This window comes from Peptococcaceae bacterium 1198_IL3148 (genome assembly GCA_036763105.1).
In the GTDB taxonomy this organism is placed as follows: domain Bacteria; phylum Bacillota; class Desulfotomaculia; order Desulfotomaculales; family Desulfohalotomaculaceae; genus JBAIYS01.
Genome location: JBAIYS010000007.1, coordinates 138,547 through 150,062 on the forward strand (window position 1 = coordinate 138,547; position 11,516 = coordinate 150,062).

Here is an 11,516-nt window from a genome sequence, read left to right on the forward strand (position 1 = left end):
TTACTATGGAATTGCTAAATAAAGGAAAAAGGATGGTTATATATGAGTGACTTAAACGAAATTACTGGAGAATATATAGTTATTAAGGCATTGGAGAATGGGGTCACCATTATTGGTTTAACCCGTGGCCGAGATACCAAGTTTCACCATACAGAAAAATTGGACAAGGGTGAAGTGATGATTGCTCAGTTTACCCAACACACATCTGCAATTAAGATCCGCGGTCGGGCTGAAATTATGACTAAACATGGCACGATAAACACTCAGGAATAATTGTTGTGATAATAATTAAAGACTTTTGCTAGAAAAAAAGGATTGTTAGATGCTATGTAGAAAAGTAGATTGACGTTTGAACAAAATAGGGGGGCGTCAATGTGTGGACAGTGGTATATATTGCGCAGAATAAAGCTGAGGCAGAACAGTTAAAAATGAAACTTACAACCGAAGGATTACTAGTTAAGGTTAAACCCTTAGGAGGCAACAAAGATGCCGATGCAAACTCTTATGAAATTTTAGTGCCGGCTTCTGAAGTTGACGAAGCGATGGAAATAATTAATATGTTTTAGTGCCTTTTATTTAAAGGAGAGTGTAACAGTTTGGTTTTAGAATTTTTCCGTAAACAAAAGTATGTTACGGTAAAACCTAAGTCGGAAAAACGAGAAATTCCAGAAGGACTTTGGGTAAAATGTAATCGCTGTAATGAAATACTTTATACAAAAGAATTGGATAAAAATTTTAAAGTTTGTTCTAAATGTAATTATCACTTCCGGGTCAGTGCCCAAGACAGAATAAGCATGACTTTGGATGAAGGAAGTTTTAAGGAACATGACGCTGATTTGGTGTCCGGCAATCCGTTGAATTTTCCTAACTATGAAGAAAAATTACTGAAAGCTCAAGAAGCCACCGGCCTTAATGAAGGGGTGCTTACAGGGGAAGGAACGATCAATGGCTATCCAGTGGTAGTGGTGGTGATGGACCCAAGCTTTATCATGGGTAGTATGGGTTCGGTGGTGGGTGAAAAAATCACCAGGGCCATTGAAGCTGCTGAACAAAAAAGATACCCATTAATCACCTTTGCCACCTCCGGTGGAGCCAGAATGCAGGAGGGAATTTTATCCCTAATGCAGATGGCCAAGACGTCGGCGGCGCTAACCAAACTTGGTGAAGCAGGGGTTTTATATGTTTCTGTGCTGACTGATCCCACAACTGGTGGGGTGACCGCAAGTTTTGCTTCATTGGGGGATATTATCATTGCTGAACCAGGAGCATTAATTGGTTTTACAGGGCCAAGGGTTATCGAACAAACCATTAAGCAAAAACTGCCGGAAGGTTTCCAAAGGGCAGAATTTATGCGGCAGCATGGCTTTGTGGATCTAATTGTTCCCCGAAACAAAATGAAAGAGATGCTGGCAAACATTCTTGCCCTGCATGCAGAGGAGGAATAAGGATTATGGCCAGCCTGTTGGAATTTGAAAAGCCAATTATTGAACTGGAAACTAAAATTGAAGAACTCAAAACCTTTGCTGAGGAAAAAGATATTGATCTTGGCAGTGAGATCAACAAGTTAGAGACCAGGGCAGAAGAACTTAAAAAGTCGATATACAGCAACTTAACGCCGTGGCAAAGGGTACAAATAGCCCGCCATCCAGAACGTCCCAATACCTTGGACTATATTAAGTACATGATTACTGATTTTATTGAACTGCATGGTGATCGTCTGTATGGTGATGATCCTGCAATGATCGGTGGTATTGGCCGCTTTGATGGTCAATCGGTCACAGTTATCGGTCACGTTAAAGGAAAAGATACTAAACAAAATGTAGCCCGTAATTTTGGGATGGCCCATCCCGAAGGGTACCGCAAAGCTCTGCGGTTAATGAAACAAGCAGAGAAATTTAAGCGCCCGGTGTTATGTTTTGTAGATACACCCGGTGCCTACTGTGGCATGGGAGCTGAAGAGCGAGGCCAAGGCGAGGCCATTGCCAGAGCTTTAATGGAAATGTCTGCCCTTAAGGTACCACTAATTTCGGTGGTCATTGGTGAAGGCGGCAGTGGTGGGGCTTTGGCCATCAGTGTATCTGACAGGATAATGATGCAAGAGCACGCTGTGTTTTCGGTAAGCACCCCTGAAGCTTGTGCCAGCATATTGTGGAAGGATGGTACCAAAGCCAATGAAGCAGCTGCGGCATTGAAGATCACTGCCCAGGATTTGTTGGCATTAAAGGTAATTGACGATGTTATTGTTGAACCGTTGGGTGGAGCCCATCGAGAACCTGAAAATGCCGCCAAACTAATTAAAGAAACAATTAAAAATAATTTAAATGAATTGCGGCAATATCCATTAGAAGCATTGCTACAGAAAAGATATCAAAAGTTTAGAACCATTGGACAACTGGGTTAGTGTTAACAAAGCTTGGCTTGCGCCAAGTTCCTTGGCGCATGATAGTGGCAAAAAGGGCTCTTAGGAGCCCTTTTTTTAGAATTCACAAAAAGAAATTAAAAATTTATTAACCGTGACTGGTAATCTTGGTATAGACTGTGATAAAAGAAACAATTGGGAGGGTTAAAATATGCAGAGAATAGCTGTGATGACCAGTGGTGGTGATGCGCCTGGGATGAATGCTGCCGTCCGTGCAGTGGTAAGAAAGGCGATTTTTCATGGCATGGAGATCATTGGCATTAATCGTGGCTATAATGGCTTTATTGAGGGCGATATGTGGCCAATGAATTTGGGTTCTGTGGCTGACATCATCCATCGGGGTGGAACAATATTACATACTGCTCGTTCAGAGGAATTTACTACCCCCGAGGGTAGGGCAAAGGCCTATGAAAATGTAGAGCGTTTTGGTATTCAAGGTCTGGTGGTTATTGGCGGAGACGGTTCATTTAAAGGGGCCAAAAAATTTTACGACGAATATCAATTGCCCATGGTAGGTATACCCGGTACCATTGATAATGACATTTCCGGTACTGATTATACCATTGGTTTTGATACAGCGGTAAACAATGTGGTGGATGCCATTAACAAAATTAGAGATACAGCAACATCCCATGAACGCACCTTTGTGGTGGAAGTTATGGGGCGCCATGCGGGATATATTGCTTTGCAAGCAGGTTTGGCCGGTGGTGCAGAGACCATTATTATTCCGGAAGTACCCCACAGCATTGATGAAATTTGTAATAAGTTATTGCGTGGTGTTAAAAGAGGCAAACTACATAGTGTGATTGTTGTTGCCGAGGGGGCCGTTAGCGGTCTAGAAGTGGGGCAAAAAATTAAGGACATCACTGGTTTTGATACCAAGGTTACCATCCTTGGCCATTTGCAACGGGGTGGTATACCCACTGCCCATGATCGAGTAATTGCTTCCCGAATGGGTTCCAAGGCTGTGGAAACATTAATGTCTGGAGAAACCAACAAAGTGGTGGGCATTCGGGCCGGTGAAGTGGTGGCCTATGATTTGGAAGATGTTTTTAACCAGAAAAAAACCATTGAAAAGGAATTGCTTGATCTAGCTAACGTGCTTTCTATATAAATGTATTGGAGGGAGTTAATTTGAGACGTACAAAAATTGTTTGCACCATTGGTCCAGCCAGTGAAAATATAGATACCCTAAAAAAAATGATGTTGGCCGGAATGAACGTTGCGAGAATGAATTTCTCCCACGGCAACCATCAAGATCATGGCCGCAGAATAGAACTTGTTAGAAAGGCCGCCAGAGAGGTAAACAAAAATATTGCCATTATGCTGGATACAAAGGGACCAGAAATTAGGTTGGGTGTCTTTAAGGAAGAACCTATTTTTTTACGGGCCGGTGATGAGTTTACACTAACCACCGAGGAAATCAAAGGAGATAACCATAAAGTATCGGTAACTTATAAGGAGTTGCCTCAAGATGTTGGTGTGGGTGATAAAATATTAGTTGCTGATGGTCTAATAGAATTAGAAGTATTGGAGAAAAGTGCCACCGCAGTTCATTGCCAAGTGATTAACGGTGGTGAGTTAAAGAGCCGTAAAGGAGTAAATTTACCTGGAATAACAGTGAATTTACCCGCCCTTACCGATAAGGACATTTCAGACATTCTGTTTGGTGTCGAACAACAGGTGGATTTTATCGCTGCCTCATTTATCCGCAAAGCCGCGGATGTTTTAGCCATCAGAGATATATTGGAGCAGTATAATGCCGATATACATATTATTTCTAAAATTGAAAGTCGTGAGGCTGTAAATAATATTGACGGTATTTTAAAGGTTTCAGATGGTATTATGGTGGCCCGTGGTGACTTAGGGGTAGAAATACCAGCCGAAGATGTGCCAATGATACAAAAAATGCTGATAAAAAAATGCAATAGAGTGGGTAAACCAGTGGTCACTGCAACCCAAATGTTAGAGTCCATGACACATAATCCCAGACCCACCAGAGCAGAGGCATCCGACGTTGCCAATGCCATTTTAGATGGTACCGACGCCATTATGCTGTCTGGTGAAAGTGCCGCTGGTAAGTATCCCATTGAAGCAGTGCAAACTATGAACCGCATTGCCCTAAGGGTTGAATCATCTTTTCCCTATGCTGATTATTTAAAACGATACGGCGACTATCAAGCCAGTACAATAACCGATGGTATAAGTAGTGCGGTGTGCACGGTATCATCTGATTTGGAGGCATCGGCAATTCTTACCGCCACCGCCTCGGGTTACACTGCCAAAATGATCTCTAAATATCGTCCTAAATCACCCATTATTGCTGTTACCCCTAATCAAAAGGTATTGCGGAAGATGGCTTTGGTATGGGGGGTGGAATCGTTATTAATTAATGACATAACGGGTACCGATGAAATGATATCGGCTACGGTAGAAGTGGCCCAGGGGGCAGGTTTTATCAAAGCTGGTGATTTGGTGATTATTACCGCCGGTGTACCGGTGGGGATACATGGAACCACCAACCTGTTAAAGGTACACACCGTTGGTCGTATTCTGGCCAAAGGTACCGGCATTGGTCAAAAAGCAGTAACGGGCAAAGTGAAGATTTGTCGCGACATCCAAGATGCCCAACAAAAAATAACTGATGGTGATGTGATGGTGGCCATTGGCACCGATAGAGATTTTGTGCCTTATATGGAAAAATGTGCGGCAGTAATTACCGAAGAGGCTGGCATCACTTCCCATGCCGCCATTGTTGGTATCAATATCGGCATTCCGGTTATAGTTGGCGTAGAAAATGCTACCCGAATAATTCCAGACCAGGAAGTGATTACTGTGGATGGTCAACGGGGGTTAATATACAGCGGTTCCGCCAGAGTATTATAATGCTGAATTAACAAAAACTTAACATTAAATTGACATTGAGTTAACATGTCCGAAGTATAATGTATACCATTGGCGGCGGGGATAAGAACTGCGTGGAAGCGGTTCCGATCCTTGCCATATGTACATAATAAATCCCGCCAGGATTACTGGTGGGATTTTTCCGTTTATTTTGCCTTATTTTTATTGCAGTTGAAACATAGGGATATACTAAGCCCGAGGAGGAATAGGATGGAGCAATTTATTGATACTATCCTACAGTACCTAATTAAATTGGGAACTTTAGGGTTATTGATAGGGATTTTTATCGATGGTTTAGGGGTGCCATTTCCCGGGGGCTTTATGATTATTATATCTGGTATTTTAATCCAGCGGGGGGACATATCATTTTTTGAAGTTTTGTTAGTGGTGTTTGTTGGGCATTTATCTGGCAGTAGTGCTGCTTATTTTATTGGCCAGCGAGTGGGATTGTCTTTTGTTGAAAGGTTTGGTCGTTATTTAAGAATTACTGGGCAACGATTAGCTAAGGGACAGCATTGGCTGGAGCAATCCGCCGCTGCTTTTATTATTTTAGGCCGATTTATTCCCACCATTGGTAATGTCACTCCCTACTTGGCTGGGGTTGGTAAAATAAAATACCTTTGGTTTTTTATTTATAGTTGTACTTTTGTAACATTGTGGACTGCCCTAAATATTAGCATTGGTTATATATTTGGCCATAGTTGGCAGCAAGCCAGTGCGGTAATCAGTTCCAAATTATGGCTGGTGGGTGTTTTTCTACTGTTGCTGTTTGTTGCTTATAAATACTACAATAATAAAAACAAAGAACGTAATGGGGTGTAAAATTTGCCTACGATAGTTTGTTTAGGAGATAGTATCACTGCCGGTTATCCCTATGCTAAAGATAAGTCTTGGGTGCACCTTTGTCAGCAAAAATTAAATCTAGATTTAATCAATGCCGGTGTCAGTAATGATACCGTGGCAGATATGTTGGCCAGATATGACATTGATGTGGCACCTCACCATCCCGATGCAGTGATTATTTTGGCGGGCACAAATGATGCTTGGCAGGGGATTGCATTTAATACCACCCAAAATAATTACCTAAATTTATTAAAAAAGGTAATGGATACACCGGCGGTTGCTATTTTAGGCCTACCGGCGCCAATCATCAAAGAAAAAGTCCATGACTATTACCAATTGCCAAATGTGGAGGCCTTTAATTTGCGATTAAATGAAATTAGAAGTTGGATTAAACTACATGCCAAGGACAATGGATTGAATTTATTTGATTTTTATCAACCCCTGTGTCAGTCGGGAACAGATCAGGGTAATGCAGAGCTATATTACCATGATGGCGGTCACCCAAACATTAGAGGATATCAGATTTTAGCTCAAAATATCGAGAAACCGTTGCTTAAACTGGCACATAATTTACAGCGATTGTAAAATTTGCAAAAATAAAGTACAATATACAAAAATAGCTTCCAAGTTTTTTATTTTTCTTGGAGGCTATTACTTTTTAAGGACAAAAGAATTAAATTCTATAACCCCCTAATTTAGGTACTTCATCACGTAAATCAATACTAAAGACACAATAATTTATACATTGTGATAAGGGGGGATGGGAGACATAAGGAGTGTAATTATTTGCTTACGCTGGAACAAGTAATAGAAGAAAAACTGCCTAGTGCCCAAAATGGTGATGCCAACGCTAGAGAACAAGTTCTTAGTGCTGGTAAACCATTTGTGCTGCGTGTTGTAAGTACATTTTGCCAGCGAAATATGGTATGGGGTAGAGATGATGAACTATCCATTGGTTTAATAGCTTTGGACGAAGCAATCAATCGCTATGCTCCAGAAAAACAGATACCGTTTTTGGCCTATGCCCGAATGGTAATTAAAAGTCGTCTCAAGGACTTTTTTCGTAAAGAATCTAAGCATACAACGGTGCCGTTAGAGGAATCAATCACCGCAGACGGTATAGAGTATCCTCATACCAGTGCAGAAACTAACCAGGCTTGGGAAAATTACATAAACGAAACCGCGGCAAGAGAAAGGCAGGAAGAAGTGCTGGAATTTGGCAGACTGCTTGCAGAATATGGCTTAACCTATGCAGAATTGGTAGATGCCTCTCCCAAACACCGAGATTCAAGACAAAGCCTAGTTGCAGTAGCTTGGAAGTTAGCAAATGATAACCAATTAATTAACCAGCTACTAACCAAGAAACGTCTGCCCATAGCAGAACTAACTTTAACTACAGGGGTAAAAAGAAAAACTTTAGAACGTGGAAGAAGGTACATTGTTTCATTGGCACTTTTAATTTATTACCGAGATAGGTTTATTTATATTTATTCATATCTCAAGTTAACCAATTGGGGAAAGGGGGGTGTCCAGTAATGGCTATGGTTAAAGGCATGTTGATGCAAAGCAAAGGTAAGCAGGGTATTGTAATGACATCGACAGGGGAATTTGTTAAAGTAATTTTGCCCAATGGACATGTACGCCTGGGAGAAGAGATAGAAGCGGTAAGGTACAGACAAAAAACATCTTTTAAATATATAGTTGTCGCAGCAGCTTTGTTTTTAATGGTGCTATTGATACCGGGCTACCAACATTTTTATCCCAAAGAGGCCATGGCTTATGTGGCATTGGACATCAACCCCAGTATTGAATTGGCGGTGAATAAAGAGCTCAAGATATCGGCGGTTGAAGGATTAAACAGCGATGGCAAAAAAATAGCCGCTGAAGTGGATGTAATTGGGATGCAGCTATATCAGGCGCTGCCACTGTTGGTAGAGCAAGCGATTACAGATGGTTATTTGGAGCCGGGGCGTGAAAATGTGGTATTGTCCACCGTAACTGTTAATGAAGATAAAGAAACAATAAAAATTGAAGAGCACAAAATCCAACAAGCCATTAACAAACCGATTCAGAATAACCAAATGGCAGCCAAGGTAGTGGTTGAACAGTCTGCAACTGCCGACCGCGAACAAGCAAAAAAAGCAGGCTTATCCACCGGTAAGTACTTGTTGTATAAAGAAGCCCAAAAAAGTGGTCTTAATCTAACTATGGAGGAAATCCGCAATCAAGGCATTTACCAACTGGAGCAGCAGAAACAGGTTAAGATAGAGCAACTTTTACTAAAGCAACGGTCAGATAAAAATTGGGAGAAACAGTTGCCGCCTGGGCAAGGCAAAAAATTGCAGCGGCTATTGGATAAGGCTACCCAGCAAGGGCAAACAATTACACCGGAACAAAGGGAGAAACTAGTTGAAGGTCTGCAACCTGTGCTAACTGAACCAGGCAAAGATCAGCAGCGGTTAAATAAAACCAACAGCTGGAAGAAAAAATCAGATGAAAGGGTTACTAGAGATATTCAAACTGAACGCAAAAGAATTGAAAAAATCAAAGAAAAGAAAGCAAATCATAATGCTATGCAGAAACGGCAACCTGGATTAGAGAAAAAACAATTTCTGCGTGATACAGCAAAGGGTTTACCACCAGGGATTGAAAAGAAATTGCAACAAAAACAACCGGACCATTCCCGAGTGGAAAAGTCAGATAACGACAACAAGCAAAAGCAAAGGTTGAAAAATAATGATGATTAAATGGGGGGAGTAAAATGCGTAACAAATTATCATTGGCCGTTGCATTGGCCTGCCTAATGACATTTTTGGTTACAGGTGTTGCTATGGCTGATCAACCTCAGTGGGTAAAAGAAAAGAATATGGCCAAGGATCTATATAAGCACCAAGAAAAGATGGTTAAAGAAATGTATAAGCATCAAGAAAAAATGGTCAAACAAATACAAAAAAATTATACCAAGTTTAAAGACATACAAATGGGTTATCCAGCCTACAATGAAATATATCGGATGGTAGAATGTGGTATTATTAATGGCTACCAAGATGGCAACTTTAAACCCAATGTATATGTAACCAGAGAGCAATTTGCCAAGATATTTGTTTTATCCATGGGAGTAGAATTAGTAGATGATCAATCCCAAAGCTTTGTGGACGTTAAAGCTGACAATATGTTTTATAACTACATCGAAACTGTGAAACCATATTTAACTGGTTACAGCAAAGATGGTAAAATCTATTTTTATCCCAAGGAGCAAGTGGTCCGTGAAGATGTAGCGGTGGCTATTGTAAGGGCAAAGGGTTTAGATTTGCTAAGCGATAGTAAAGTAGAAGCTATATTGGACAAATATCAGGATGAAGGAAAAATTTCTGCTAATTTGCGTGCCTATGTAGCGACAGCTATTGACGAGGGTATATTGGGTGGCCGTCAGGACAATAAGGGTGATTGGTATTTAGACCCTCAAAAACCACTAAAACGGGTAGAGGCCGTGCTGATGCTTTATCGGGCATGCAATGGGTTTGTTGGAGATGAACAAGAAAAAGCCGAGAAGATTATTATTGAAGAGAATGATGTTGATGAATTGGCTATAAGATATGTTCGCCCTGCAGATGGTGCGAAAAATGTTGAAGTGGATATTGATGAATTGACAATAAAATTTAACATAGATATTCAGCCGGTGGATGATTTAGATGATGTGTTAGCAGGGATAACCATCACTAATCTCACCGAAGATGAGGACGTTGATATCGATAGTGTAGAAATAGACGGTAATAAATTAATTATTGAACTTGAAGACCAGTTGGATTACCGTTGCAAATATAGGGTTGAAATTGCTAAAAATATAATTGAAGATGAAAAGGGAAATAACTTTGGTAAGTATAGCTGGAGTTTTAGCACATTAGCAGAAGATGACGAATAAATAACAACTTATTGGAAATATTAATAACGAAAGGTTTGTAATTGCTGAGCCCAGACTGCCACAAGGTATTCATTAATGCTGGGTGTGTGGTCGGCCAAAGGTCGATGCGGGTCTAGTTTGGCTCAACATTGGCCGGCGGGAAGATCGCTATAGGTGCCGGTAGGTTCCGGTCTAAATGATTATTTTGGGATCACAAGGTATGTATGGCGGTCGAGCTAAGACTATTATGGGTGCTGAGCAGTGAGGCAGGTGCCGAGCTCCGTAGAGGTCTAAAGCGGTTGTTAGAATGTCCGAGGCTTCCTAAGTATCTGTAATGGTCGAGCAAAGGTCATCATATGTTTTGTAATGGTCTGCTGTGATCGAAAGGTTGTTTTGGGCTGTGCAGAGATGTATGATGGCTGTAGCGAAGGTGATTACAGACCTTACTGTCAAGGCTCTCCTATAATGTGGAGAGCCTTGATCCATTGTAAACAGCATTTGACGAAAAAATTTAAAATAACGGTTGACTTAAGTCGACAAAGATGCTAAACTTAATCTTGTCGCTGAGGGGCGACAGCAACAACTGGAAACAAACAGATCCTTGAAAACTAAACAGTAAGAGATGGATGTTGTAGAGGCTCAATTCATTGAGCCTAAATAAAGCAACACATGCAAAACGTTGATAATAATGAGCTAAATCAGCTTATTCATAAAGAAATTTTATGGAGAGTTTGATCCTGGCTCAGGACGAACGCTGGCGGCATGCCTAACACATGCAAGTCGAACGGGGTTTAATTGAAAGTTTACTTTTAATTAAACCTAGTGGCGGACGGGTGAGTAACGCGTGGATAATCTGCCTATTAGCCTGGGATAACTCCGGGAAACCGGAGCTAATACCGGATAACATTTTTCTCTGCATGGAGAGAAATTAAAAGGTTTTCCGCTAATAGATGAATCCGCGTCCCATTAGCTAGTTGGTGGGGTAAAGGCCTACCAAGGCGACGATGGGTAGCCGGCCTGAGAGGGTGAACGGCCACACTGGGACTGAGACACGGCCCAGACTCCTACGGGAGGCAGCAGTGGGGAATATTCCGCAATGGGGGAAACCCTGACGGAGCAATGCCGCGTGAGGGAAGAAGGCCTTCGGGTTGTAAACCTTTGTTTTATGGGAAGATAATGACGGTACCATAAGAGTAAGCCCCGGCTAACTACGTGCCAGCAGCCGCGGTAATACGTAGGGGGCGAGCGTTGTCCGGAATTACTGGGCGTAAAGGGCGTGTAGGCGGTTTTTTAAGTTAGGAGTGAAAACCCAGGGCTTAACCCTGGGATAGCTTCTAAAACTGGGAGACTTGAGTGCAGGAGAGGAAAGTAGTATTCCTGGTGTAGCGGTGAAATGCGTAGATATCAGGAGGAATACTCGTGGCGAAGGCGGCTTTCTGGCCTGTAACT

Annotated in this window: 11 protein-coding genes and 1 rRNA gene; all 12 read left to right on the forward strand. The window is 41.6% G+C overall.

What is annotated here, in order from left to right; all coding sequences use genetic code 11:
* Positions 1 to 42: 42 nt before the first annotated feature.
* On the forward strand, positions 43 to 273 hold the full coding sequence (gene mtrB / locus V6C27_08675) for a trp RNA-binding attenuation protein MtrB (GenBank protein MEG6616490.1): 231 nt from the start codon (positions 43 to 45) through the stop codon (positions 271 to 273).
* A gap of 101 nt (positions 274 to 374) precedes the next feature.
* The gene (locus V6C27_08680) at positions 375 to 566 is read left to right on the forward strand and encodes a glutamate decarboxylase (protein MEG6616491.1); all 192 of its coding nucleotides are present in this window, start codon (positions 375 to 377) and stop codon (positions 564 to 566) included.
* Positions 567 to 596: 30 nt separating this feature from the next.
* Positions 597 to 1,445 (forward strand): acetyl-CoA carboxylase, carboxyltransferase subunit beta, encoded by an 849-nt coding sequence (gene accD / locus V6C27_08685; protein MEG6616492.1) that lies wholly within the window; start codon positions 597 to 599, stop codon positions 1,443 to 1,445.
* Between the two features lie 5 nt (positions 1,446 to 1,450).
* Complete coding sequence (locus tag V6C27_08690) at positions 1,451 to 2,401, forward strand: acetyl-CoA carboxylase carboxyltransferase subunit alpha (protein ID MEG6616493.1); 951 nt, start codon at positions 1,451 to 1,453, stop codon at positions 2,399 to 2,401.
* Positions 2,402 to 2,570: 169 nt separating this feature from the next.
* The gene (gene pfkA / locus V6C27_08695; GenBank protein MEG6616494.1) at positions 2,571 to 3,533 is read left to right on the forward strand and encodes a 6-phosphofructokinase; all 963 of its coding nucleotides are present in this window, start codon (positions 2,571 to 2,573) and stop codon (positions 3,531 to 3,533) included.
* Between the two features lie 20 nt (positions 3,534 to 3,553).
* Positions 3,554 to 5,305, forward strand: a complete 1,752-nt coding sequence (gene pyk / locus V6C27_08700; protein ID MEG6616495.1) for a pyruvate kinase — start codon at positions 3,554 to 3,556, stop codon at positions 5,303 to 5,305.
* A gap of 228 nt (positions 5,306 to 5,533) precedes the next feature.
* On the forward strand, positions 5,534 to 6,145 hold the full coding sequence (locus V6C27_08705) for a DedA family protein (protein ID MEG6616496.1): 612 nt from the start codon (positions 5,534 to 5,536) through the stop codon (positions 6,143 to 6,145).
* Positions 6,146 to 6,148: 3 nt separating this feature from the next.
* Positions 6,149 to 6,751 carry a GDSL-type esterase/lipase family protein gene (locus V6C27_08710; GenBank protein ID MEG6616497.1) on the forward strand — a complete coding sequence of 201 codons (603 nt, stop codon included), beginning with the start codon at positions 6,149 to 6,151 and terminating at the stop codon, positions 6,749 to 6,751.
* Between the two features lie 201 nt (positions 6,752 to 6,952).
* Entirely contained in the window at positions 6,953 to 7,702 is a 750-nt protein-coding gene (gene sigI / locus V6C27_08715; GenBank protein MEG6616498.1) for an RNA polymerase sigma-I factor, read from the forward strand.
* The gene (locus V6C27_08720) at positions 7,702 to 8,913 is read left to right on the forward strand and encodes an anti-sigma factor domain-containing protein (protein ID MEG6616499.1); all 1,212 of its coding nucleotides are present in this window, start codon (positions 7,702 to 7,704) and stop codon (positions 8,911 to 8,913) included. The genes sigI and V6C27_08720 overlap by 1 nt, the downstream gene beginning before the upstream one ends.
* Before the next feature lie 14 nt (positions 8,914 to 8,927).
* Complete coding sequence (locus tag V6C27_08725) at positions 8,928 to 10,088, forward strand: S-layer homology domain-containing protein (protein ID MEG6616500.1); 1,161 nt, start codon at positions 8,928 to 8,930, stop codon at positions 10,086 to 10,088.
* A gap of 698 nt (positions 10,089 to 10,786) precedes the next feature.
* A 16S ribosomal RNA gene (locus tag V6C27_08730) occupies positions 10,787 to 11,516 on the forward strand; the annotation flags it as partial.

Excerpts from the sequence above, each read along its gene's own strand:
- V6C27_08705 (MEG6616496.1), top strand. The coding sequence starts at position 5,534 with ATGGAGCAATTTATTGATACTATCCTACAGTACCTAATTAAATTGGGA.
- V6C27_08720 (MEG6616499.1), top strand. The coding sequence starts at position 7,702 with ATGGCTATGGTTAAAGGCATGTTGATGCAAAGCAAAGGTAAGCAGGGT.
- mtrB (MEG6616490.1), top strand. The coding sequence starts at position 43 with ATGAGTGACTTAAACGAAATTACTGGAGAATATATAGTTATTAAGGCA.
- V6C27_08725 (MEG6616500.1), top strand. The coding sequence starts at position 8,928 with ATGCGTAACAAATTATCATTGGCCGTTGCATTGGCCTGCCTAATGACA.
- pfkA (MEG6616494.1), top strand. The coding sequence starts at position 2,571 with ATGCAGAGAATAGCTGTGATGACCAGTGGTGGTGATGCGCCTGGGATG.
- V6C27_08690 (MEG6616493.1), top strand. The coding sequence starts at position 1,451 with ATGGCCAGCCTGTTGGAATTTGAAAAGCCAATTATTGAACTGGAAACT.